The organism is Haladaptatus sp. SPP-AMP-3 (genome assembly GCF_049568665.1).
Classification (GTDB): Archaea; Halobacteriota; Halobacteria; order Halobacteriales; family Haladaptataceae; genus Haladaptatus; species Haladaptatus paucihalophilus.
Genome location: NZ_CP145902.1, coordinates 368,292 through 393,566, shown reverse-complemented (window position 1 = coordinate 393,566; position 25,275 = coordinate 368,292). Strand labels below are relative to the sequence as shown.

The following is a 25,275-nucleotide window of genomic DNA, read 5'->3' as shown; positions in this document are numbered from 1 at the left end:
AATATTATGCTGAACACGCGACGTGCGTGTACTATGTCCGATGAAGAGTCGCCGGTTCCGGAGGGTATTCTCACGAGCGCAACTGCTCGACTCGACCGGGACGAGATTTCGCTGGCCGACAACGAAGAAATCGTCCGGACGCTGGCCGAACTCACACCCGTTTACGAAAACGACCGCTCGTACTTCGTCCTCGGAAACTACGACCGAGAACCGATTCGACGGTTGAACCTCGTCACCGACCGTCTGAATCGTCGGGGGGACGCCTACGCGTTCCGGATGGTCGATATTCGCGGCGAATGGGACAACAGCATCCAGAAATTCTGCCTCATCGCCGACCTCGTTACGCACCTCGTCGGTGTCGCAGAGAAGGACCCGAGCGATTTCCTCGTCGAACAGGGCCTACTCGTCGGCACCACGGAGTTCTTCTCGAAGAGTCACGTTCTCAAACGGGAGTACGACGACGAAACGCGTCCATTCGGATGGATGCAAGATGGTGTCTTCGACCTCTTCGAAAAAGAGGGACGGTTGTATCGGTGGCGGACGGACGAGGAACTCCTCGAAGCGGCCGAGTCGCTTCCGTGAATACCACGAAACCGGGAATCGACCCGAAACAACGGCGGTGTTCGGTGCAGTGTGACTGTCTTTCGTCTCGTTGTTGCTCTCTCGACCTGTATCCGTCCCCACCACCCACCTCGGTGAATCGTTCGAAGTACGTTCCTCGCTGTTTTGCCGCATGGTACCGACCCTCACATTTAATATGGGCCTTTTCGATAGTTCGGACACACCATGTTTAACGATGGTAATCAAAACCCACAAAACCAAACCCAGAGTAAAGACGAAAAGCAATTGAGCAAAACAATTGATGGAACTAACTCGTCGACGCGGCGGACGGTGTTGAAGGCGACGGGCGTCGTTGGGGTCGCCGGTCTCGCCGGATGTTTGGGAAGCAGCGGTGGTGGTCCCTCGGGGACGGTGAAGATCGGAGTGCTCGCACCCGAACCGACGAAGAATCCCATCGGTGCGTCCATCGCAGGTGGGGCCAAACTGGCCGAAACGCAACTGAACGAGAACGGTGGTGTGAACGGCGAGGACGTAAAGGTCGTAATCAAGGACACGAAGGAGGACCCGTCGACCGGAAAATCGAAATATCAGGAGCTCACCGTCGGCGAAAGCGTCGATTTCACGACCGGCGTGTTCACCAGCGAGGTTCTCTTAAACATCATGGACTCCATTGCGGAGCAGGAGACCGTTCATATGGGGTCCGGCGCGGCCACGCCGGAGGCGACCACGATGGTTAAGGACGATTATGAGACGTACAAATACTTCTTCCGAACCGGCCCGGTGAATTCACACTATCTCGGCGTGAACATGGTCGATTTCGCGAAATCGAAGTTCGATTCGATGGGGTGGGAGTCCGTGACCGTGCTCGCGGAGGATTACGCGTGGACCAAACCCGTCACCAAAGTTCTCACGGAACAGCTCTCGGGAACCGGAGTCGACGTTCCGGTCAGCAAACGGTACGCCAGCGGAACCAAGGACTTCTCGCCCATCTACGACGACATCGAGAGTTCCGGTGCCGACGCCGCGTTCGTCGTCATGGCACACACCGGGACGGCCGCGGTCGTCCAGTGGGCAAAACAACAGCGTCCGTTCGAGTTCGGCGGTATCCACGTCCCGATGCAGTTTCCGTCCTACTACGGCTCGGTGAACGGTGCCTGTCAGTATGCACTCACGCAAAACTCGGCAACTCCGAAATCGAAGATTACGAAGAAGACGGTCCCGTTCTCCGAGAGCTACAAGGAAGCGAACGGGAAGTACCCCGTGTACACGGGATACATCACGTTCGACGCGATCAAGCAGTACGCGGCCGCGGTCGAATCCGCCGGTTCGCGGACGGCCAGCGACGTCATCCCCGAGATCGAATCGTCGACGTTCACGGGGACAACGGGCACGCTGAAATACTACGGAAAGGACGAGACGTATCCGCACGACGTGGTGTACGGAAAAGACACCGTGTGGCCGGTCTGGCTCCAGTGGCAAGAAAAGAGCGGAAACGGTGTCCAACAAGCGATCTGGCCGTCCGACACCGCTACGGGGTCGTACAAGAAACCGCCATGGATGTGATTCGTCGCCATGTCCGGACTACTCAACACCGTCGTCAACGCGACTCTCATCAGCGCGCTCTACGCCCTCGTCGCTATCGGCTTCACGCTTATCTTCGGAGTCGGCGGCGTTCTCAACCTCAGTCACGGTGCGATAATTACCATCGGTGCGTTCATGGCGTACTTCGTCACGGGAGTACTCGGTGCCAACATTTGGGTCGCTACGCTCGCCGCGCTGGTCGTCTCGGGGGCGTTCGCGGCCGTGCTCTACTTCGTGCTGATACGACGCGTGCAACACGACCCCATCACGGTGATGATTCTCACCCTCGTGACGGCCATCGTCGTCGAGGAGGCCGTCAAGGTTCTCGTCGGAACGCAACCGCGGGCTATCCCGTCGCTCCTTGGCGGTTATCTCGCGGTGATGGGGGGGATTCAACTGAATCGGGTGTTCGCCTTCGCGCTCTCGTGGGTCGTCATCGGTGCGCTCTTCGTGACCGTGAACTACTCCCGAACGGGCAAGGCGATAATCGCGACCAGCATGTCCACGCGCGGGGCGTCGCTCGTCGGTATCGAAACGAACCGGATGTACCTCTATACGTGGGTAATCGCCGGTGCGCTCGCCGGACTCGCGGGGGTATTCCTCGGGTCGATACAGACCGCCGGGTGGGCGATGGGCAGGGGGCCGCTCGTCCTCTCGTTCTCCATCGTCGTTCTGGGTGGTATCGGCTCCATTCGGGGCAGTCTCATCGGCGCGTACATCATCGGTTTCTTGGAGGTATTCACGGTTTCGTACGTGGATTCGAGTCTCAGCGGTCTGGCGTCGCTCGTCGTCCTCGTCGTCATCCTGCTCGTGAAACCCGAGGGCCTCTTCGGCCGGGAGTTGGTGGAGTGATACCATGAGCGAAGACGTTCGACGTTCGAACCGGTTCGATATGGTTTCGTTCGCCCCTCGATACAAACTCGGGGTCGGCGCACTAGTCGCGTTGGCACTCGCACCGTTCTGGCTCCGGGGTCTCCTCGGTGAGGGGCGGGGTCTCCTCGCGGTCGTCAGCGTGACGACGGCGCTCTTTTTCGCCATGTTTGCGATGAGTTGGGACGTCGTTTCGGGCTACACGGGGCAAATCAGCTTCGGCCACGCTCTCTTCTTCGGGATTGGCGGCTACGGTTCCGCCCTGTTGAACCTCGAACTGGGAGTGCCTCCGATTGCGGCGGTACTGTTGGGGACCGTCCTCGCGGCGCTCGCCGGGATACTCGTCGGCGTCCCCGCGCTCCGTCTCGAAGGGCCGTACCTCTCGCTCGTTACGCTCGTTGCACCCCTCATCCTTCTCCAGGTATTCATCGTGTTCAGCGGAACGTTCGGCGGCGAACTCGGACTTCCGAGTCCGGACCCACTGCTACCGGTATCGGGTTTTACCGGTCAAACCATCGCGGACTTTTACGTTGCGTTCGGCGTGTTCGTTCTCATCCTCGGCGTCTTGCTCGCTGTCACGCGTTCGGATGCCGGTTCGGTGTTCACCGCCGTTCGCGAAGACGAAGATGCCGTGGCGGCCGCCGGAATCAATCCGTCGAAGTTCAAAATATTCGCGTTCGTGCTCTCCGCGGCGGTTGGCGGCCTCGCGGGCGGCGTCTTCGTCCACACCGTGGGGAAGCCCCAACCGAGTCAACTGCTCGTGATGAGCGTCAGCGTCGAAGTCATCATCGCGAGCATCATCGGCGGGATGGGTACCATCACGGGTGCTGCCATCGGCGGCCTGTTCTTCAGTCTCTTTCGCGAGTGGCTCTCCGGCGTCACGGCGGTCGTTCCAGTGGCGAACGTTCAGGTCGCGTCCCTGGACCTTCTCCTGTTTTCCCTCGTCACACTCGCCCTCCTGTTCTTCCTCCCCGGCGGTTTCCTTCGATGGGGACTCGAACAGGGACGAAACATCGTGGGCGACGGGCCGAAACCCGTTGCCGACGGCGGAAGAACGCCGCTCGAACGAACGCTCGACGCCTATCGGGACGCGTTCGATGCCATCGGAGGTGGGGACGATGACCGCTGAGTACGCACCCTCGGACGGCATCCTCGTTCTCGAAAACCTTCGCAAGGAGTTCGGCGGCCTCACGGCCGTCGACGACCTTTCCGTCGCCGTCGAGGAAGGTGAGATACTGGGATTCATCGGACCGAACGGTGCCGGGAAGTCCACCACGTTCAACTGCGTCACCGGGACGTACTCGCCGACCAGCGGGACCGTCTGGTTTCGCGGCGAAGACGTGACCGGTGAACCGGCCTTCGAGATGGTAAAGCGAGGCATGGCGCGCACGTTCCAATCGTTCCGGCCGCTCGAGGACCGGACGGTTCGGGAGAACGTCGCCCTTGCGCTCGCTCCCGACCGAATCTTCTCGCTGTCGGGCCTCCGCGGCCAGACGCTCACCCGCGCGTCCGAGATCTGTGCTCGTGTCGGTCTTGACGACCGTACTGAACAGTTCCCCGACGAACTTCCGCACGCCGGTCTCCTCCGACTCGAACTCGCGCGAGCGCTCGCGACCGAACCGGATCTCCTCCTCGTGGACGAACCCTTCGCGGGTCTCTCGAGCGGGGAAGTCGCCGACCTGTCCACCCTTCTTCGGTCCCTCCGGGACGAGGGTACCACGCTCGTGGTCGTCGACCACAACATGCGCGGCCTGCTCTCGCTCATCGACCGAGCGGTGGTCATCCAGTTCGGTTCGAAGATCGCCGAGGGAACGCCCGACGAGATTCGCGAGAACGAAACCGTTCAGGAAGCCTATCTCGGGAGGGAAGAGGTGTGAGTTCCCTCATTTCCGTCGACGACGTTCACGTCTCCTACGGCGAAGTCGCCGCTCTTCGCGGTATCTCCGCGACCGTTGCCGAGGGAGAAATCGTCGGCGTCATCGGACCGAACGGTGCCGGGAAGACCACCCTCGTCGAGACGATTTCAGGGTTCCACGACTACACCGGGCACGTCGGGTATCGCGGACAGGAGGTCGCTGGGACGTCACCGTCCGACCTCGTCGCGACCGGTCTCGTCCACTGCACCGAGAGTCGTGACCTCTTCGGGTATCTCTCGGTCGAGGACAACCTCGAACTCGGCGCGTATCGTCGTCGGGACGACGTCGCAGGCCGTCTCGAATTCGTCTACGACCTCTTCCCGACGCTCGCCGACCGCGCCGACCAAAACGCACGGACGATGAGCGGCGGCGAGCAACAGATGCTCGCTATCGGTCGAGCGCTCATGGGCGACCCCGACGCGCTCATCCTCGACGAACCGACGCTCGGCCTCGCGCCGGTCATTCTCCAAGACATCAGCGCGGGACTCGAGGCCATTCGGAACTCGGGTGTGACCGTACTGCTCGCTGAACAGAACGTGACGTTCACGATGAACCACGCTGACCGCGTTTACTTGCTGGAGAACGGCACGATAGAGCGCGAGGGCGAGCCCGACGCTCTCCAGGGAGACGAGTATATTCGAACGGCGTACCTCGGGGAGTAAGCGACGGCGTGCGTCGTTCGGATGACTCGTAGTAATCGAATCGGCGCGCGTGAGATTCGTAGAACCCCCCCCCCTGATACCCTCCGAGAATCGTCGGTTACGCGCGTGAATCGGTGGACTCGACGAGGTGGCTCGCTTTACTCTGCATGTCGATAGAGGTTTCGAAGAAAGCGGTCTCCAAATACGAGGACGAGCACCGCGCCCACGAGATCGAACAGGAGGTCGAGGAGGATATCCGATCTGCCGTAGGAAACGAGAATGGGTTCGAGACCGAAGCGGTCGGCGACGGCGTGAATCGTATACTCCACGAGTTCCCACACGACCCCGAGACCGACGACGACTGCCAGGACGCGCGGACGGGGGTCGCGTCCGTTGTGGCGAGCGGTAACGAAGACGAGACCACCAAGGAGTGTCGCGGAATGCGTGTGAGTGAGATGGTCCCACCACCACACGTCGTCGTACGGACCGAGCATTCCGACGGTGTGGGTCAGCATCGCGGCGTCCGAATAGACGCGCTGCCACGGTCCGAAGGCGATGTCGTACTCGCGTTCGATGGCGTCGGGGAGATACGTCGCTGCGAACGCGACCAGCGCGTTGACGATTGCGCCGGGATTCCGTCGGCGGAGGCCGACGACGAACGCGGCAAGAATCGCGTACCGGACTCCTCGCTCCGTCTCCCGGGCCACCGGGTGGTGGTTGTTCCCGTCCACGAGTCTCGATCACGAGTGACGGCTTCGTCACACAAATACCATGCCCTCTGCTGTGCGATATGGTCGGTACGGACGACGCGACTCGACCGGTTCCGAGCGGTCCCGCACGACGCACAGGGTCGTCTCCCCGTTCTCGGTTCGCGCCCGCCCTTCGAACGGATTCGTGTCGCCGGTGAAGATTGCGACGAACGGACTCGCCGGGTCGGTCGAGTCCTCGGGAGGTGAGATTCCCTAGAATTATACGCGAGGTGATGAATGGCGGTACATGGACCTAGCGGTCGACGATGTGGCCTTTCTCGCTCGCCCAATCGCCTCGCCATCCTGCGGACCGTCGCCGACGAGCCTGCCGACCGGCGCCGCGACGGTCGGGGTCGACGTGCTGGCGACGCCGTACCGCGACCCGGTGACCGCGCCGGACACCTACTACACGTTCGAGGACGAGTCGCTCTCGGTCGACGACCCGGGGATTCTGGGGAACGACTACGACCCCGACGGCGGTACGCTCGACATCGGCGTCTACGTTCAGGCCACGAACGGCACCGCCTCGCTCTCCGACGGGAGTTTCGTCTACACGCCCGACCCGGGCTTCGTCGGCGTCGACTCATTCACTTACCGCGTCGCCGACGGCCGGGGTGCCACGACCGCACCGACGACGGTGACCGTGACCGTCGTCGACCCGTCAGGGCAGGCGGACGCGGCAACTTCGCCCGACCGCGTCGACTTCGGCGCGGTCGAGTCGGGGTCAACTGACGCGGCCGCCGTCTCCGTGACGAACGTCGGCGGGGCCGACCTCGCGATTTCGGACGTCCGCATCGACGGCCCCGACGCCGACGCGTTCGCCGTGGTCGCAGGCGGTACAGCGGCGTCGCTATCCACTGCCGAGTCGCACACGGTGATGGTCCGGGCCGCGCCGACCGGCGCTGGCGACCGCACCGCGAGGCTCGTTCTCTCCACGACCGACGCCGACCGACGAATCGTCTGGATACCGCTCACCGCGACCGGCGAAGCGGGCGAGGACGGAGGTGGAACCGGCTCGGGGGGCGAATCCGGTGGCTCCTCACCGACCGACAGCGGTACCGACGGGACCGATTCCAACCGCTCGTCCGTCACAGTCCGTCGAAACGGCGACTGGACGAACGTTAGCGTCGACGGGTCGAACCGGAACGGTCACGTGAACGTCACGTTCGCCGACGGCGACCGAACGTCCGACGACGCCGGAAACGACTCCGACGCCCGACTGCTTGGCGTGAACGTCATCACCGACGTCGACCGTTCGATGACCTTCAACGTGACCGCCGAGGACGAACCGTCGGAGAACACCACGGACTTCCACGCGTCGGTCGGCGGGGAGGCGTTCGGCTACCTTCGTATCGACCACTCGGTCCCGGACGAAGACATCTCCGGCGTCACCTTGGAGTTCTTCGTCTCGCGCGACCGGTTCACCGAACTCGGCGTGGCCCCGGACGACGTCGCCCTTTATCGCTACCACGACGGCGCATGGACCGAACTTCCGACCCGCCTCGTCCGAAACGAGGACGGCGGTTACGTTTTCCGGGCCGACTCGCCGGGCCTCTCGACGTTCGCTATCGCCTCACCGCCCGCTTCGGACGCGCCTCCCGCGCAGACCGACACCGACGGTCGTGTCACGCCGACGTCCGAACCGACAGGTGTGGCAACGACGACAGCCACGACGACCACAACCGCAATACCGACGACAGCCACGACTGACGGGACCGGACCCGGCTTCACCGCGGCGGGACTGGCGGCGGTGGTACTGGCGTTGCTGGTCTATCTGGACCTCCGGCGACGGGAGTAGTCAGTCCCTCGCAAGCGTCCGTCGATGTCGTGAGCCAAAGGGGACTACCGGTTTCGTTCCCGATTCTCGGGGTAGAAGCCGCGTCCGTGTCAAAATAGATGACAACCGGAGTCGATACGACGCCCGAACCGATGACCGATGCGTCTCACCGTCTGTGACCACGAGGCACGCACTGTGCGATAGAGACAGTGTGGAGAGTTATCTCGTCCGGCTTCACACTGTCTTCAGACGCATCACGGCGATTGACAAACGTTCTCGTCCCTTTCGGGACGGATTACGATGGGTTCGATATGGAACTAAACCTGCCGATTAAACAGACCTCCCTGTCTGTTTCCCCCCAGTCGGTACAACAGATAAGTCGATGCGGGTCGTCTATAACGGCGGAACCACTACGGCACTGAACTCATCGCCGTGTGGTCTCTTGGGGGATGAGGGATGAGTCAATCACTTCCGGAAGAATGGTTTATCAGAGATACGCGCGTGAACGCGACGATTGCGTGGGTTCTCGCGGTCGTCTTCGTTGCGATCGCCGTCGTGAGCTTCTTGAATATCCTGTTCGTCGAGGCGACGATGGCCGCGATTGCGGCGTTCGTCGCTATTTCACCCGCGGTCGTCTACCGGTCGTGGACCCGAACGGTTCCGTGGCCACTGCTCCTCGTCGCATCGCTCCCGCTCTTTGTTGCAACTGCTCGGCCGGTGTTCTTCGACGATATCGTGACCGGCATCAGCGTTGCGACCCTCGCGATGCTCGTCGTCGTCGCACTCGAACTGACGACGGCGGTCCGAATGACGCCGCAGTTCGCGGTCGTCTTCACCGTCATCGTGACGCTCGCGACTGCCGGGTTCTGGGCGGTCGGGTCGGCGGCCTCGGCGACGTATCTCGGGACGAGGTTCATCGAGACGAACACCGAACTCATGACGATATTCACCGCGACGTTCGTTGCGGGCGTCGCCGCTGGCGTGCTCTTCTGGTTGTACTTCCGGCGTCGGCTCGCCGCGAACGTCGAACGACCACGGGAGAGTGGCGCATGAGTTTCCACACACCCGTCAGCCTCTCGGAGCACCGGGAGAGTCAGTTGGTTCGACTCCTCCAAGCGGCGATAATCGGCATCTTAGCGGTCGGCCTCTGGCAAGGGAACGCCGGTATCGCCGTGAATGCGAGCGTCGGACTCCTCGTCACGTTTCTCCCGGCGTTTTTCGACCGGAACTATAGCATCACGATGAACGGCGGCATCGTCCTCTGGATTACGCTCGCGATGTTCCTGCACGCGCTCGGGACGCTATCGCTGCCCGCGTTGGGTTTCATCAGTCCCTACAAGTCGACGTGGTGGTGGGACCACATGACGCACGCGCTGTCGTCGTCGCTCGTCGCTGGCGTGGCATACGCGGTGACGCGAGCGCTCGAAGAGCACACGGAGTACATCTCGATGCCATCGACGTTCATGTTCGTCTATCTGTTGCTGTTCGTGATGGCGTTCGGCGTCATCTGGGAACTCATCGAGTTCTACGTCGCCGTCGTCTCGAACCTCGTCGGCATCGGAAAGGTGCTCACCCAGTACGGGTTGGACGATACGATTCTCGACCTGTTCTACAATACCATCGGCGGACTCCTCGTCGCGCTCTTCGGAACCGCCCATCTGACGGACCTCTCCGACCAACTTCGAGCGAAGTTCGAATCCCCGAATCGATAGCGGGTGCCGCTCTCGTCCCGATTCGAATCGTCGTGGTTCCACGACGGGTCGGTGATACTCGATGGGTATCGTCCTTCCTACGAACCGAGCGGGACTACAGGGACGAACGACACAGTAGCCGATTGCGCGACTCTCCGCCGAACGGCACACGTCCGTTCGAACCTTCCGCACTGATATCCGGTGTCGGCACGTTCGCCTCGAAATCGCCGAGGATGGTCGTCACCATTCGGCGTAGGTGATATACTCGGCGCGTTCGTACTCGACGAGCCACGTTCCAAAGGTATCTGCCACGTCTATCCCCTCGTGCCCCCTGATGCGGTCGACCACCGACCGGAAGGCGTCGTCGTCTTCGAAGTACCCTCCGTCGGTCGCTTCCTCGACGACCGCACGCTCGGCGTCGGAGAGGTCCGTAAGTTCGAACGAGTACCGCTCCCGAATTCGGTCGGCGAACGTATCGACGTCAGGTGCGACCTCCGTCACCTCGTACCGTTACTCCGCTTCGGTTACCGTTCGAGTGTCGACTGTAACCCGATATCGATTCTCACCGCGGATGATGATGTCGTACCGTTGCCTCGGAACGAAGACAGATTCGTTTCCCACTTCCTCTGCGGTCCCGTAGTGGATACCGATATCGCGTCGCTCTCGGTCGGACGTGTTTTCCTCGGACGGGATGGAATCGAGGCGGTTGCGGTCCACGGCTGGCAGGTCGTCGTATTCGACCGCACCGAGTTCCGGCGTCGAATCGTCCGGGTCGAAATCGATGCGGACATCGTAAACGGTCGCCTCGTCGCTTTCGAGCCGCGTCTCCGAAACCTCGTAGAAGGCGTCTCCAATCCGGACGGTGTTGGTGGAGCCGAACAGCTCGTACGGCCCGCTCCGTGTTGCCGATCCGTTCTCGCGAGCCGACGTGACGAGCGTATATTCTTCGGAATCGGGCTCGGGGGCCGTCGAAACTTCGTCGGCGATATCGTTCGCCGTCGCGTCGTCCATATCCAGAACGACGGGTGGATGGCCACATCCGGCGACGAAGACGGAGAGAACGGCGGCTCCGTTTGCGAGGAACTGGCGGCGCCTCATACATATATTGATAAGTAACGTCGTGAATATTTTCTGATCCGCATCACGATTCCCTCGAAACGTCGGGCCAGTTCGGTGGTCGAAACAAACTCTCAGATTCCCGCCGCTTAGCGGTCGCTTCGTGCGGGCCGTTGCAGGTGTTGCTCGACGCGTTCTACCTTTTCGTCTACGTCGAGCGTCTCCTCTCGGAAGTGGTCTATCTTCAACGTCGTCAGCGTCCGTGACGCATCGACGGCCTCCGTCGCCGCCCGGGCGGCGGCGAACACCTCCGACAGTTCGTCGGCCTGAATCGTCGTTTCCATCGGGTGCGTCTCGTACCGAACGTCGAAGTCGTCCAGCGCGTCGATGGCCTTCGCGATTTCCGCGTCGAAATCCACGGCCGCGTCGTCGAGCGGCGCGACGGTGAGCATTGCCGTAACGGTCATAGTTCGACGTTCGAACCCCCGAGTAATATAATCGAGTGATGGTCGAATCGGACTGGTCCACTGTGATAGCCGATTCGCCGCCGTTTTCACGGACCGAAACGCCCGGGTGAGAAGCGATAGGGATACACCGTCTGAACCACTGGTGTATGTAGAGATGCTTCGGGAGTTCCTTCGTGATCTCCGGCGCGGCACACTGTTCCCCCAGTTACGACGCTTCGTGATCGTCGGCAGCGTCGCTGCGGGCGTGCAGATGGTCCTCCTCTGGATGTTCGTCGATAGAGCCGGTCTCAATTACCTGTTTGGCGCGTTGATAGCCATCGAAATCACGATTCTATTTCAGTACACGCTCAACAACGCGTGGACGTTCCACGCGTCCCGAAACTCCACGACGAGCGACTATCTCACTGGATTGTTCAAAACGAACGTCGTCCGTGGGTCGGCCATTCCGATTCAACTCGGCATCCTCTACGTCCTCGTGAACATGGGGGATATCCTGTATCTCCTCGCCAATGCGGTTGCCATCGCTATCAGCGGCGTCTATCGGTACGTTCTCGATGCCCGCTGGACGTGGGGATGAACGAGGAGGAAGCGAGCGCTGCATTCGACGCCTCGGGACCGATTCTGCCCGAGAGCGGACCGGTGTGACCGGACAGCCAGTTCGTGTCGTGCGGGTGGACGAGAATGCGGGTGAAACGGACGACGGGACCGCGGTCGAATCACTATCTCACAAGACATTTGACGCGTGGTACCATCTTTCGCATGTGGATAACTACAATTAGTTTTTGTGCTACCGAAACGAGTTTTAACCTCCCGTCTGATGATTCAGATGTACTCTCACAACCGGTCACAGTGTTTCCCCGAAGTCAGCTATGCGACGCTGCCGCACTTGGCTGGTTGTGGGGGTCCTACGGTTCGGACTTCTCCCCAGTAGCAGGCCCACGTCCTCATCCGGATTCTCTCCTTCCGAAGAGCGGACTCTTCTGCACGACGATTACGTTCGGATCGACTTCCTTGACCTCTCACTCGCGAACTAATCGCGCTCCTGTGAGTTCGCCACCCGTTGAGCGCTGCTCCCACCGAAAACTCCTCATCCGGCGGGGACGATACGATGAAGCCCGCCGTCGCCATCGCCCCCGCTGCCGAGGACGTACAGTTCCCCGGCGTCGTCACGGCCGAACGAGAAGAGTTGCTCTATCTTCCGTCCGCCGTCGCCAGCCACCGTGACGACCCGCGTCGGCCACCGACCGTCCCCGTCGGGTCGCGTCGCGGCGAACAGTCGCCCGCCAGCCTGCAGATCGCCGAAGATGTACGCTCCTTCCATCGCCTGAAGCGCCGACCCGCGGTAGACGTAGCCGCCGATAACCGAGATTCCGCTGACGGAATCGCCCGAATGGGGATATTCGATGATGGGCGAGGTGAGCGGTTCGCCGCCTCGGACGCTTCCGGGCGTCCCGTCGGGGCAGTCATCCGCCTCGTAGCAGTGCGTTCCCTCCTCGACGTTCCACCCGTAGTTGCCACCCTTTTGAACCAGACTCACTTCCTCGTAACTGCTCTGTCCGACGTCGCTGACGAAGAACTCTCCGCGGTCGAAGGAAAACCGCCACGGGTTCCGGAACCCCCACGCGTAGTGTTCGTCGAGACCGTCGGTACCGACCAGCGGGTTATCGTCGGGGATACCGTAGCCCTTCCCGTTCGCCCGAGTATCGACGTCGATACGAAGGATGCTCCCGAGGAGGTTCTCGGTCACGTCCTGTCCGTTGCCGCCGTCGACTGCGCCGTACCAGTCGGAGACGTGCCCCGTTCCTTGGTCGCCTCCACCCCCACCGTCGCCCACCGCCACGTAGAGGTACCCGTCCGCTCCGAACGTGATGTCCCCGGCGTTGTGGTTGCTCTGTGGCTCCGGGATTTCCAAGACGACGCGTTCCGAGTCGCGCTTCGCCCGTCCGCCGTCTTCGGTTGCCACGAACTCCGAGAGGACAAACGTGTGGCTGTAGTTGGCTGGCGCTCCGGACCGTAGCGGAGCGCTGTATCGAACGAACAAGCGGCGGTTCTCGGCGAAGTTCGGGTGGAGCGCGATTCCCAGCAGTCCCTTCTCTCCCCCGGCTTCGACGGTATTCCGTAGGTCGAGAAACGGCTTCTCTCGGAGGCCGTTCGGTCCGTGGAGATGGATGCGACCGGTCTGCTCGGCGATGTAGCGACGGTCGGCGTCGGGTGCGAAGGCCACGTCCAGCGGCGCTTGCATGCCGCTGGCCAGCGTCTGAAGGCCGACCGTATTCGGGAGGGTTCCCCCCGTCGTCGCTGTCTCGGATGCGTCGGTCGTGTTCGGTTGACCGTCGCGTCCGGGCGGTCGTCCGCAGCCAGCCAGTCCAGTCGTCGAACCGGCGAGCACCGCTTTGAGAAACCGTCGCCGCTTCATGACGGCCAATTAGAGTTCCGATGCAAAAAGAAAACCGGGTAGTTCATCGTTTTCCGTCGTAGGCAAGGCTATCTTCCCCTCCCGGACGTGAATCGTTTCACCCCTTCGAAAACATTGCTATCGCTCCAATCACGGACCAGATTGCGATTTCCGCGATGGATACGATTCGCTGATCCCGAACGGAGACCGTATCGATATCGGAGAGTACTACTAGAATCCATAATATAATTAGAATATAAATTAATTATTATAATTTGAGCAATATTAATTAATATTCACCCATATGATGGACACGGATGCGAGAAACTAACAATAATAGTAGTGAAGGTCATTCTCGCCGGACGTTTATGAAAGCGACCGGTGCTGCAACTGCCGCGACTACGGTCGGTCTGACCGCACAGGGCGTGGCGGCAGATGAACACACGGTCGGCGCGATGCTGAACGATATGTCCGTCGCCGAGAAAGCCGGACAGATGATTCAGCCCGTGGTCAACAGTCTCGACCCGGAGGCGGATTCGACCTTCCAGGACGTCTCCGAAATCGGAGACCTCATCTCGGAGGTCGCCGCCGGGTCGTTGCTCTCCGGCGGGTCGCTCCCGCCGACGACGGACCCACAGGAACTCGTCGAAAAGGTCAACGCGCTTCAGGAGTACATGATCGACAACTCCCCGCACGGGATTCCGTTCTTCTACGGCGTCGATGCCGTCCACGGGGCCTGTTACCTCGACGGTGCGACCGTGTTCCCGAACCGGCTCAACATGGGTGCGACGCGTGACCCCGAAACCATCGAACGGGCCGAACGACACACGGCGGCGGTGCTCGAAGCCACCAGCTGTCACGAGACGTTCGCTCCGACTATCGAACTCCAGCGCGACCCGCGCTGGGGGCGATTTTTCGAGGGAATCAGCGAGGACCCGAAGGTGCTTTCGGATATCTCGGCGGCCCGGACTCGGGCCCTCGAAAGCAACGACCGCGTGACGTCTACGGTCAAACACTTCGCGGGATACGAAGTCCCCCACAACGGCAACGACCGGGCGGCGGCCAACGTCTCGATGCGCGACCTTCGGGAAACGCTGCTCCCGCCGTTCGAGGTCGCCATCGAGGAGGGTCCCGGAATGGTCATGGTCAACAGCGGGTCCGTGAACGGTATCCCGGCGCACGCCTCGCGATGGCTGTTGACCGACGTCCTCCGGGATGAGTACGACTTCGATGGCGTCGTCATCTCCGACTGGAACGACCTCTTCCGAATGATAGACCGCCATCAGTACTTCCCGAACACGGAGGACGGTCGACGGAGTGCGGTCGAGGCCGCTATCGAGGCGGGATTGGACATGGTAATGCTCGGCGGCGGCGGTCTCACCCCACCCGAGTTCATCGCTCACGTTCGGACCCTCGTCTCCGACGGCGACCTCTCCGAGAAGCGCATCGACCAGTCCGTCAGACGAATCCTTCGGCTCAAGCGGAGTCTCGGGCTGTTCGAGAATCCGTACGCCGATTCGTCGGATCTCACCTCCCTCGTCGGCAACGACGAGTCGATGGAGACGGCAACCGACCTCGCCCGCGAGTCGATGGTCCTGCTGAAAAACGACCCGGTGACGGAGGGTGGTTCCTCGGCGCTGCCGCTTTCTGGCACCGAAAACGTCCTGGTCACGGGACCGGGCGTCGACCCCGAGACGGGTATCGAGAACCGTATCCTGATGCAGTACGGCGGTTGGACCCTCGGTTGGCAGGGAATCGAAGGCGGCTCGCTCACGGACGGCGGTCCTCGTCCGACCGGTACGACGATGGTAGCGGAACTGGAGAACGCACTCGGCAGGGGCCAACTCACGCACGTCCCGACGAACTTCGACCGCTCGCAATGGTGGTCGATCCCCGAGGATTCGACCAACGAAAACGGTGAATACGGCTTCACCGACGAGCAGCGCAGTGCCGTCGAGAGTGCGGCTCCTGACGCCGACGTCGCCGTCGTCGTCCTCGGCGAAGGTCCACACAACGAAGGGTTCGGCGACCGCGACACCCTCCGACTCCCGGAGACGCAGCGGGAAATTCTCCAGACCGTCGTCGAGAACACCAGCGACGACACGACCATCGTCGGCGTGGAGTACGCGGGCAGTCCGCGCGGCAACGACGAGACCTTCCAGCATCTCGACGCACTGCTGTTCGCCGGTGAACCCGGAAGCGGCGGCGGCAAAGCCGTCGTCGAGACGCTCCTCGGAGAAAACAATCCATCCGGGAGGCTCGGATTCACGTGGCCGAAGCAGGTCGGCCACGTTCTGAACTACCACAACGCGTGGCCGTCGAGTCGGCACGAACCGCTGTACCCCTACGGTCACGGGCTGAGCTATACGAACTTCGAGTACTCCGACCTCTCGGTTTCGCCGTCGAACGTCGGCAATCCGTCCGCTCGCCGAACGGTGACCGCTACTGTCGATGTTACGAACACGGGTGGTACGGCGGGTGATCACGTCGTGGAGGTGTTCAACACCGAATTCTACGGTTCGGTCATCACCCGTGACCGCCGAGTCGTCGGCTACGAGCGCGTCCACCTCGATTCCGGCGAGAGAAAACCCGTCGAGGTCGAAGTCGATATGGACGCCTTGGCGGTCGTTCCGGGCGATGTCCCAGCACTGGGCCCGAAAGTCGTCGAGGCTGGCGAGTACGAGCTGACCGTCGGGACGGACGGCGACGTGACGGACACGCTTACCGTTCGGAATACCCGAAGTGTGGGTTGCGTGCGTCACCTCCCCGGTCGATTCGACGCCGACGGTGACGGCGAGCTCACCGTCTCGGACGTTCTCGAAATCTACAGACTTTCGAAGGGGGAGTAACGCTCCTCGTTCTCACGGGCGCCACCGCGGTCCGTTCGCCCGCGGGGGTCGGCAACGAGTGAACGCCGAGGCGTTCGTGGTAGCCGATCCGCGTCCGTATCCGTCGATTTCCTCGAACTCGATCAATCTGTGATGACCGTGGCAAGCCCGTCGAAGTCGAGAATGACTCGCTGCGTCACGTCGCCAAAAAGGGCCTTCCCAGTTGGTGACCGACGACGTCCCGGGAGGAAGATGTGATCACAGTCGTATCGATCGGCGACTTCCAAGATTTTCTCGGCTTTATCGCCGAGATAACCCTTCGCCTCGTACTCGATATCCAATTCCGATAGGACTTCCATACCGATATCCCGGGCGAACTTCGTCGCACCCTCCCGGGCTTCGTTGCGCGTGTACCGTTCCGAATCGCTCGTCAACGACTTCATGGATTCGAACTGGGAGCTATACTCCAACGCGTTAGTGACGCAGATGAGAAGCAAGTCCGCATCTAAACCCTCGGCTATTTCTCCTGCTTCACTCACTACTCGCTTCGCTGTCTCCGTCGTATCAACCACTGCAAGTAATCGGTCCATATCGCTAGGTACGAATCTCCCCCGATAAAGTTGTCGTTCATTCTCCAAAATCCGGAAAAATAGGTCACATGTGGTGAAAAATTCCCTATATCACTATAGTTGCGTATTTTCATGGGTGGGACGCTCCCAAATCGGCTCGGTGGTTCGAAACGATATCTCGGACTGGTGTCGCCGTGGTGGGAGAGTCACGCAGAAGTCCCGTACTGACGGAGCGAGCCGACTTCTACTCGCGAGAGGACGCGGACGCTCCCTCTCCGGTTCCGGCGACCGGGTCGGTGACGTTCTCACGAAGATCGGCTTCGATCTCCTCGAGCGACCTGCCTTTCGTCTCCGGAACGAGTCTGTGAGCGAACACGAACGCCATGAGGCTACAGATACCGAACAGCCAGAACGTGAACGATTCCCCGATATTTGCCGTCAGCATCGGGAACGCCAGCGACACGAGCAAATTTGCACCCCAATTGGCGACGGTAACCGTCCCCATCGCACTCCCACGAACGGAGAGCGGATAGATTTCGGAGATGAGCAGCCAAAAGACCGGTCCGAGCCCGATGGCGAAGAACGCCACGAACAGCATCAAACTGCCGGTCGCGACCCATCCGAGAATCCCGCCGAAGCCGGGGACGTAGAAGACGACGCCGAGGATGCTAAGCGTGACAATCATCCCACCAGTCCCGACCAACAACAGCTTCCGCCGACCCACGCGGTCGATAAGCGCGATGGCGACGATCGTCATGACGACGTTGATGACGCCGATTCCGGTGGTCGCGAGAATCGACGTCGCGCTTCCGAATCCGGTCGATTCGAGAATCGTCGGCGCATAGTACATGACGGCGTTGATTCCGGTAATCTGCTGGAAGACGGCGAGCCCGAGCCCGACGATCAATGCTGGGCGCAGCCAGGGCTCGAGCAGGTCGGCGAAACCACTGTCGGATTGCTTTTCGACCGTTTTCTCTATTTCGGCAAGTTCGGCATCGACGCCGGTTTTTCGAGTCCGTTTAAGAACCTTCCGGGCATCGTCCGTCCGACCGTTTTCGTAGAGCCAGCGGGGGCTTTCGGGCATCTTCACCATGCCGATAGCGAGGACGACGGCCGGAATCATTCCGGTACCGAGCATCATCCGCCAATCGCCGGTATCGGCGAAAGCGTAGTTAACGAAGTACGAGATGAGGATGCCGAGCGTTACCATGAGCTGATTCAGCGAGGTCAGTGCTCCTCGAATCTTTGGGGGGGCTATTTCGGAGATATACAGCGGGCCGACGATGGACGCGAATCCGATCCCGACACCATCGATGAGACGACCCGCGACCAACACGGGTACATTCGGCGCGATTGCCATCGTTAGCGACCCGATGAAGAACACGATGGCCCCGAGAAAGATGAGTCGGCGACGACCGATCTTATCGGCCAACTTCCCACCAGTAGCAGCACCGAGTGCGGCGCCAGCCATCGCCCCGGACATGACGATTCCTTCGACGAGTGGAGACATGGCGAAGGTGTCATTGATGTACAGGAACGCACCGGAAATTATCCCCGTGTCGAATCCGAACAACAATCCGTTGAGTGCGGCTAACGCAGCAGTGAGATAGATAAACCGATTGCTTCCATTCGATTGTATCTCTTCTTTGTCAACTGTAGCCATGGGAGGGTGTATACAGTGTTGTCCTGTTTTCAGTTAGAAAAGTTTCGAAATTTCTCCGTAAAAAGTCCGTTATACACATATGGGGTTTTAATCATTATGATACTGTTCATATGTTTATTTTCTCCCGGTGCCCGGAAGCTCGGCCGGTGTCCTCCGCCGACCGTCTCGTGATTGTGAATACTCTGACGTGATGTGGTGGGTATTCTAATCTTTTATCGAGGATATCGGAATCGAGCGCGAGGATGTCAATCGACCGTGCGAACCCGCATCGTTTCCGGATTGATACGGGGACTGACGCAACTGAAACGGAATCTGTTTTCGAAGTTCGCTTCGAGGCGGCACTTCTCGCCGCTTACGGACGCTTTCTCAGTTCGGAATCGATGTACGATGATAGTGAGACACGGGTCACAGCGATCGCGGTCTGACGGTTCGTCGTCGCATGGCAATACCTTGTACCGGTAATGGTGGCGAGAATGTGCTCGGCGACACGCGTCGAATCGACATCACGGAACACGCCGTCGTCGATACCCCGCTGGATTATCTCGTGAATCGCGGTTACGATTTTTTCGTCGAGTCGGGTGAACTGTTCACGAAACGCCTCATTGGTTACCGCTTGGGCGCGCAGTTCAACCAGCACCGTCTGAAGTTGCTGTTCCGTTTCGTCCGGTTGAAGGGGGAGGAGTTTCTCGATGACGCGATCGAGCGTTTCCTTCGGGTCGTCGCTCTCACGAGTATCGATGGTCTCCTCGAACTGATCGACGGAATAGTCGAGAAACGAGACTAAGAGTTCATCTTTCGAATCGTAATAGTAGTACGGTGCAGCTTTCGATTTGTCGAGCTCTTCAGCAATGCGGGACATCGAGAGGTTGGCGTAGCCGTGCGAAAGCAACGCTCGATACGTTGCCTGCATGATCTCCTCTTCGGCGGAGGTCCATTTTTTGCCGGATGAATCAGAAGACGTCATTGTATTGTGTCGATGGTATTAAAGCCAGAGTGTTGAGGGCGTCTACACCTCGGAACTAAGTTACGTATGGGGTAAGGTGACACTCGGACGCTCTGTCCGAGACACCGGTTCTGTCACATCGGTTACTATCCGTTCAGTAAGTATAATTCCTTTGTCCGACCCTGGTCGAACTCCACTGGTCGATCCCGTCTACGGCTGGAACGGCGCTCGCTTCTGTTAACGTTCGTTAGAACAGGCTGATTTCGGTGATATCGTACGTATGTGGCTATAAAAATGCAATATTCGAAAACAACCGGACTTAATTATAATTATTTATAATGTGTGTTTGTGTGAAAAACACGTGATTAAAGGCCGCTAACGGGCGGTGTGCGACTCGAACTGACTCTTGTGTGGGCCATTGGACGCTATTATTCGGGTATTCGCTTACGATCGGTAGACAAAAGACCTATGATTTACTAAACGGTCGTTAAATTATGGTCTCATCGAACCAAGGTGTCGCCTTTCGTACCCCCCCAGAAGCACTGGCCAGCGAACAAGCACAACTCAACCCGTTCGATTGGTATGCCGAGATGCGGCGGGAACACCCCGTGAGATACGACGACCAGCGTGGACGATGGGACGTGTTCAAATATGAAGACGTCAAGCAGATCGTGAGCGACCATGAAACGTACGCCTCCGATGTCGCCAGTACGGACATTCATCTGGTCGATCGAGACTTCGATACGGATAGAGCGCCATCCATGATTCGGGCCGACCCGCCAGCCCATGGGCGTCTCCGGAATTTCGCTAACAGTCGATTTCAGCCCGGGTCGATAGCGGAACACCGGGCGCGATTCGAGCAAATCGCCGATGACTTGTTGGACGATATCGAATCGGGGGCGAACGTCGACATCATCGACAAATTCTCACACCCGTATCCCGTGACGATTATTGCGGACCTGCTCGGTCTCCCGCGCGACGATTACGATCAGTTCCTCACGTGGTCGAAAGCGGCTACCGAGCTATCTTTGACGGGCGACGAGAAAGCCATCGAATCCAACAAGCGACGCCGTGCACGCGTGCAACGTGAAATGAGGGAGTACTTCTCGAATCAGATCTCCGAACGTGCCACTGGAACCGGTGACGATCTGATCACGCTCGCCGCGATGAACGATGAACTGACCCACGAGGAGAAGATCAGCTTTTGCTTGACACTGCTCATCGCTGGCAACGTTACGACGGTCAATCTCATTACGAACGCCCTTTGGTGCTTCGAAGAGAACGACTTGTTCGACGCGGTTCGGACGGGAGCAGTCAGTCGGAAGAAAGTGATAGAAGAGGTCCTTCGGTACCGGTCACCGGCCCAGACCGTCCGACGCGTGACGACGAAACCGGTCGAACTGGGCGGGCGACGAATCGATGCGGGTGAGTTGGTTTTAGCGAGGATCGGATCGGCGAACCGGGACCCCGCTCGGTTCGATTCGCCGGAGGAATTCCGACCCGAACGGTCTCCGAATCCACACATCGCGTTCGGCGGTGGCATTCACTTCTGTTTGGGTGCGCAACTAGCTCGATTGGAAGCGGACATCGCTCTCGAGAAACTTTTGGATCGGTTTGAAGTTATCAAACCCGACCTCTCCGATTTGTCCCCTCAGACGTTCCTTTACGGCGCCAAATCCTTCCCCTGCCGTCTTGAAACGGGGTACTGAGCGCCTCGATTCGTCGGGTCAACCGGCATTTGCCAGTTTGTCTCATAGCTTCGACACTCCAAACCGACACACATCACTTATCCCACCGGTGGTTCGGCGCACGGTGAGATAACGGCCGTCAACTACCCGCAGACGGCAGTTCCACCCGTCGTCCGCTATCGATTCACTCGTCCCAGTCACTCCCGTTCCGTGACTTGTCCACCGCATTCGGGGCAAACTCCTATCGCGGTGTCGAAGGGTTCACCACACATCTGGCATTCGAACCGTGCATCACTCTTCGTGGTAACGAACCGTTTGAGCTTGCTCACGAGTCCCATGGTAGTAATAGACACTATCCGTGGTGCCGGAAAAGTCTGCGGGACCGTTCGGTGCTCACCGCTCGAAAGCGTTCTACTCGACACGATGTTCCGTCTGACGCGGCGGGAGCATCCGGTTTATCTTGTATTGGCAATAGCCTAGTCGAGGATGGGATGTGGATACCTGCTTCGACGTTAGATGACGAACGGGACTGTACCGAGACTCCACAGGATAAGCCCTATCAAGTAGAACGTCAGCGCTGCCCGGCCGCTGCCCGGGATGGAATACGACGTGCTGACTATCGATTGAGAGGCATCTAATTCGGTGTAGTCGCTTTCTCCACCGCCTCCTTCCATCGTCATCGTCGGCCCGGTTCCGGCGCGAGCGTGGAGGAGCGACACGACGAACAGAGACGCGATCAAGAGAAGAACGATGGCACGACCATAGAGGTAGGCGAGTGGGATGACCGTCACTCCACCACCGATGACGGAGTACGTAACGAAAACCGGTGCTAGCTTCGTTCGGTTCATGTCTGAAGCAAATTTCCCTGCTCAGAGGCACACCATGGCACGCGTGCGAGCAGGGAGGAGGGTGTGGCGGGGCAGGGGGGCGGGTCGGGAGTGATGGCGCCAGACCCACGGTGGGCGACCCATTCAGGGTGTCAGAGGCAACCGCGCCACACTTGGTCCTTCGTGCCCCTCGGTAAATGCTTTGTGCAACTGTTCGAAAATAAGACAGTCAGATGGACGACCATTGTTGGGACTCCAAACGGATGGGTGACAAAGTGCACTAATACGTACTGCTCTCCGAGTCCGACGAACAACCGATAGTGAAGCGAACACGAGAACAGCCACATGAGGTACCTATTGTACCTATTTCTCTGACCCACTCCGAATCAGAAACCGGAACTCAATACGACCAGCGGCCGCCGAGTTTGAGTTCCTGCTCGTACCCGGGGTCGATCAGGTCGCGTGTGTCTTCGCGGGAGCGACTCGGCACGTCGCGGTCGGTCTCGCTCAGTGCGCAGACGGCGTTCGTGATGGTGACGGCGTGCTCTCGAAGGTCCCGAATATCGATTTTATCGAGCGTATCGGCGTGCGTGTGCCCCCACCCGCGACCGCTCTTGTCGGGGTTCGTCGAGGAGACCATCGCGCCCGGGACGCCCTCCTGTACGAACGCCCACTGGTCTCCGTGCGGAGAGACGGTGTTGCTGGAGACGAGCGGAATCGAGCGTTCGTCCGTCACTTCTTCGAAGGCGTCGAGAATCTCGTCGAACTCGTTCGCGTTTATCGAGAGGGTTCGGTCTCGGCCAGCACCGTCGATGTTGACGATGCATTTCACGTCGTCGAGGTCGTACGTCTCCATGGCGTGATACGCTCCTTTGAGGCCGATTTCTTCCGACCCGAATACGAGTACGCGAACGCGCGTTTCGAGTTCGTCCGCTATTTGCGCGAGCAGGCGACCGACTTCGGTTGCCAGCACGCTTCCTGCACCGTTGTCGTTCGCGCCCTCGGCGATGTCGTGCGTGTCCACGTGCGCCGTCAACAGAACCATCTCGTCGGTGTCGGGTCCGATATCGCCGCCGACGTTGACGGACGTCGAAGGTTCGTTTCGACAGTCGACATCGACCGTCACCGAGAGGTCGTCGTCCTCGGCGTGACGGACGAGACGCTCGCCGAGTTCCTTCGAAACGCCCACCGCCGGAATCGGACCGGGCCGGTTATCGTAGCCGACCTCACCCGTCGGAGGGAGACAGCCAGCGATGTGATTCCTGAAGACGAAGCCGACCGCACCGGCGTTCGCGGCGCTGACGTACTTTTCCATCCGGTGAATCCAGCGGCCGTAATCGTCCGGCGTATCGCTGGAGGCTATCAGAATTTTGCCCTCGCAGTCGACCGCCTCGAAGTCCTCCGGACGACCGTACCCCACGTCGACCAATTCGCCTTCGACGGTTCCGGCGGGCGTCCCCGGGAGCGCGATGACCTGATAGTCCTTCTCGTATCGCCGGTCCTGGCTGCCCGCGGTCTCGATAGAAGAGGACCCTCGCCACCAGCCGTCGATGTCGAATTCGTCGAGGTGGACGTCCCGCAATCCTATCTCTTCGAAATAGTCTTCGAGTATTTTCGCTCCCGCTTTCTCCTCTTTCTGTCCGGCCATCCGCGTTTCTAGGTCGACGAGATCTTCGAGAACCTGCCACGAGAAATCGCTCTGGTAGGCGTCTCCGACGATGGCGTCTGTGAGGCGAGTCATGACTCCAGTCGTGTGGTGATAGTCCAAAAACGTATGTATCTCGGAAAATAGCGTTGTGGCCGATCGACCCCAGCTGTACGCGACCGCACTCCGACCGACGGCGGACTCCCGACTAGGCGGGAGCGGGGGGAAGACGGGGGAGGACGAGAGAGGACGGGCGGAGAGCAGGACGATGGCCCGATGGAATCAGTTGATTTCGACGCGGTGCCACTGACCTGCCTCCTGACTCGTCTCGGCGGCCTTCGCGGCCTCACGAACGCGGCGCACGCGTTCGTCAGTCGGCGGGTGACTCGCGAACGCTCGTTCCAGCGGCGTCAGTTCCGTGCGACGGTCACGAACCGGGAAGAACCAGGAGAACAGTCCCCCTCCCGGCTCGTTCGCGCGCTGAATCTTTTCGAGCGCACGAGCGAACGACAGCGGCTCATCGAGGACCGACACGGCTCGCCGGTCCGCTGCGTATTCGCGGCGGCGGGAGTAGGCTTGGAGTACGACCGTCGGAGCGACGAGCAAACCCACCACTAACCCCGTTAGTCCACGTCGCACGCCACTTCCAACGCTGTCGGGGCCTCGCACCGGCCGACCCATGATTAGCGAAAGTCCCCAGCAAGCCAACGAGGTAACCATCACGAGCGGGAGAACCACCACGAGAGCGAGGCTCGCTACCATTCGCAGGAGACTCATGGCCAGCGTCTGCAGGAGGCTATCGTAGCCTTCGAGATGGGCGAGCTCGTGAGCGAGGACCCCTTCGAGTTCCGCGGGCGTCAGCAACCGGACGAGCGAGTAATCGATCACGAGCGTCCGACTCCCGAGCGCGAACGCGTTGGGCTGGCCGAGCCGCGCGATGTAGACCTCCGGTCGGTCGATACTCATCCTGCGAGTCAGCCGCTCGATGCTCGCGTGAATGTTCGGAGCATGGACGTCCGAAAGCGGAGTCGTATTCAGACCCACGAGGAGACGCTTGGTGCTCATCCGATAGCTCACGTAGCCGAAAACGAGCGCACTCCCTCCCGCAAAGAGCAGCACTGACGGGAGAGACGTACTGGAGAGGAGCACACCGACCATCCGAGAGCCGAAGAGGACGGTGACGCCAGCGAGAACGAGCAGCCACACTCCAACCAGAATCGCGAGTCCTCGCGGCCGACGAGATGAGACTGACATAGCTTCTATAGGTGTTGCACACGCAAAACGGTTGTCGGAAAATACGCACGTGTACCGTCTTGGACGGGCGACCAGCGGTGGCGTAAGCGGGTACCGAACGCTTCCGGAGTGATCGGTCAACACTGACTTAATATTGTGAAATTTGTACACTATT

General features: G+C 60.1%; 21 protein-coding genes and 1 pseudogene. 12 read left to right on the top strand and 10 right to left on the bottom strand.

What is annotated here, in order from left to right:
• Window positions 1-33 precede the first annotated feature (33 nt).
• From V5735_RS24700 to V5735_RS24675, 6 genes are all read left to right on the top strand, one after another.
• Window positions 34-582, top strand: coding sequence for a hypothetical protein (locus V5735_RS24700; RefSeq protein ID WP_423747391.1), 549 nt, complete (start codon window positions 34-36; stop codon window positions 580-582).
• Between the two features lie 264 nt (window positions 583-846).
• Window positions 847-2,124: an ABC transporter substrate-binding protein gene (locus V5735_RS24695; protein ID WP_423747390.1), complete on the top strand. Its 1,278-nt coding sequence runs from the start codon at window positions 847-849 to the stop codon at window positions 2,122-2,124.
• A gap of 9 nt (window positions 2,125-2,133) precedes the next feature.
• Entirely contained in the window at window positions 2,134-2,994 is an 861-nt protein-coding gene (locus tag V5735_RS24690) for a branched-chain amino acid ABC transporter permease (protein ID WP_423747389.1), read from the top strand.
• Between the two features lie 4 nt (window positions 2,995-2,998).
• A complete protein-coding gene (locus V5735_RS24685; protein ID WP_423747388.1) occupies window positions 2,999-4,141 on the top strand; it encodes a branched-chain amino acid ABC transporter permease in 1,143 nt (380 codons plus the stop codon).
• Window positions 4,131-4,889, top strand: coding sequence for an ABC transporter ATP-binding protein (locus V5735_RS24680; protein WP_423747387.1), 759 nt, complete (start codon window positions 4,131-4,133; stop codon window positions 4,887-4,889). Before V5735_RS24685 ends, V5735_RS24680 begins: the two co-directional genes overlap by 11 nt.
• The gene (locus V5735_RS24675) at window positions 4,886-5,590 is read left to right on the top strand and encodes an ABC transporter ATP-binding protein (protein ID WP_423747386.1); all 705 of its coding nucleotides are present in this window, start codon (window positions 4,886-4,888) and stop codon (window positions 5,588-5,590) included. The genes V5735_RS24680 and V5735_RS24675 overlap by 4 nt, the downstream gene beginning before the upstream one ends.
• Window positions 5,591-5,727: 137 nt before the next feature.
• Here V5735_RS24675 and V5735_RS24670 read toward each other — a convergent pair whose 3' ends face one another.
• Window positions 5,728-6,300 (bottom strand): hypothetical protein, encoded by a 573-nt coding sequence (locus tag V5735_RS24670; RefSeq protein WP_423747385.1) that lies wholly within the window; start codon window positions 6,298-6,300, stop codon window positions 5,728-5,730.
• A 265-nt stretch (window positions 6,301-6,565) separates the two neighbouring features.
• On the opposite strand from V5735_RS24670, the gene V5735_RS24665 reads away from it, so the two are divergent.
• The 3 genes from V5735_RS24665 (at window position 6,566) to V5735_RS24655 (ending at window position 9,807) form a co-directional block, all read left to right on the top strand.
• The gene (locus V5735_RS24665) at window positions 6,566-8,116 is read left to right on the top strand and encodes an Ig-like domain-containing protein (RefSeq protein WP_423747384.1); all 1,551 of its coding nucleotides are present in this window, start codon (window positions 6,566-6,568) and stop codon (window positions 8,114-8,116) included.
• Between the two features lie 435 nt (window positions 8,117-8,551).
• Entirely contained in the window at window positions 8,552-9,148 is a 597-nt protein-coding gene (locus V5735_RS24660; RefSeq protein ID WP_423747383.1) for a hypothetical protein, read from the top strand.
• Window positions 9,145-9,807, top strand: coding sequence for a hypothetical protein (locus V5735_RS24655; RefSeq protein WP_423747382.1), 663 nt, complete (start codon window positions 9,145-9,147; stop codon window positions 9,805-9,807). Before V5735_RS24660 ends, V5735_RS24655 begins: the two co-directional genes overlap by 4 nt.
• 219 nt (window positions 9,808-10,026) lie before the next feature.
• On the opposite strand, the pseudogene V5735_RS24650 reads toward V5735_RS24655, so the two are convergent.
• Window positions 10,027-10,884 (bottom strand): annotated as a pseudogene (locus V5735_RS24650) (hypothetical protein).
• 107 nt (window positions 10,885-10,991) lie between these two features.
• Window positions 10,992-11,309 (bottom strand): thiamine-binding protein, encoded by a 318-nt coding sequence (locus V5735_RS24645; protein ID WP_423747381.1) that lies wholly within the window; start codon window positions 11,307-11,309, stop codon window positions 10,992-10,994.
• A gap of 154 nt (window positions 11,310-11,463) precedes the next feature.
• Here V5735_RS24645 and V5735_RS24640 point away from each other — a divergent pair, with 154 nt between their 5' ends.
• On the top strand, window positions 11,464-11,886 hold the full coding sequence (locus V5735_RS24640) for a GtrA family protein (protein ID WP_423747380.1): 423 nt from the start codon (window positions 11,464-11,466) through the stop codon (window positions 11,884-11,886).
• A gap of 510 nt (window positions 11,887-12,396) precedes the next feature.
• On the opposite strand, the gene V5735_RS24635 is transcribed toward V5735_RS24640, so the two are convergent.
• Entirely contained in the window at window positions 12,397-13,725 is a 1,329-nt protein-coding gene (locus tag V5735_RS24635; protein ID WP_423747379.1) for a PQQ-dependent sugar dehydrogenase, read from the bottom strand.
• Window positions 13,726-14,021: 296 nt separating this feature from the next.
• Here V5735_RS24635 and V5735_RS24630 point away from each other — a divergent pair, with 296 nt between their 5' ends.
• Window positions 14,022-16,553, top strand: coding sequence for a beta-glucosidase family protein (locus tag V5735_RS24630; RefSeq protein ID WP_423747378.1), 2,532 nt, complete (start codon window positions 14,022-14,024; stop codon window positions 16,551-16,553).
• A gap of 122 nt (window positions 16,554-16,675) precedes the next feature.
• Here the strand turns inward: V5735_RS24630 and V5735_RS24625 are convergent, their stop codons facing one another.
• The 3 genes from V5735_RS24625 to V5735_RS24615 all read right to left on the bottom strand — a co-directional run bounded on the left by V5735_RS24625 (window position 16,676) and on the right by V5735_RS24615 (window position 19,728).
• Window positions 16,676-17,122, bottom strand: a complete 447-nt coding sequence (locus V5735_RS24625; protein ID WP_423747377.1) for a universal stress protein — start codon at window positions 17,120-17,122, stop codon at window positions 16,676-16,678.
• 223 nt (window positions 17,123-17,345) lie between these two features.
• Complete coding sequence (locus V5735_RS24620; protein ID WP_423747376.1) at window positions 17,346-18,764, bottom strand: sugar porter family MFS transporter; 1,419 nt, start codon at window positions 18,762-18,764, stop codon at window positions 17,346-17,348.
• Window positions 18,765-19,116: 352 nt separating this feature from the next.
• Complete coding sequence (locus V5735_RS24615) at window positions 19,117-19,728, bottom strand: TetR/AcrR family transcriptional regulator (RefSeq protein ID WP_423747375.1); 612 nt, start codon at window positions 19,726-19,728, stop codon at window positions 19,117-19,119.
• A 473-nt stretch (window positions 19,729-20,201) separates the two neighbouring features.
• Here V5735_RS24615 and V5735_RS24610 point away from each other — a divergent pair, with 473 nt between their 5' ends.
• The gene (locus V5735_RS24610) at window positions 20,202-21,416 is read left to right on the top strand and encodes a cytochrome P450 (protein ID WP_423747374.1); all 1,215 of its coding nucleotides are present in this window, start codon (window positions 20,202-20,204) and stop codon (window positions 21,414-21,416) included.
• Window positions 21,417-21,907: 491 nt separating this feature from the next.
• Here V5735_RS24610 and V5735_RS24605 read toward each other — a convergent pair whose 3' ends face one another.
• The 3 genes from V5735_RS24605 to V5735_RS24595 form a co-directional block, all read right to left on the bottom strand.
• Window positions 21,908-22,243, bottom strand: a complete 336-nt coding sequence (locus tag V5735_RS24605; protein WP_423747373.1) for a hypothetical protein — start codon at window positions 22,241-22,243, stop codon at window positions 21,908-21,910.
• 379 nt (window positions 22,244-22,622) lie between these two features.
• Complete coding sequence (locus V5735_RS24600; RefSeq protein WP_423747372.1) at window positions 22,623-23,963, bottom strand: M28 family peptidase; 1,341 nt, start codon at window positions 23,961-23,963, stop codon at window positions 22,623-22,625.
• Between the two features lie 186 nt (window positions 23,964-24,149).
• Window positions 24,150-25,121 (bottom strand): M48 family metallopeptidase, encoded by a 972-nt coding sequence (locus V5735_RS24595; protein ID WP_423747371.1) that lies wholly within the window; start codon window positions 25,119-25,121, stop codon window positions 24,150-24,152.
• Window positions 25,122-25,275 lie beyond the last annotated feature (154 nt).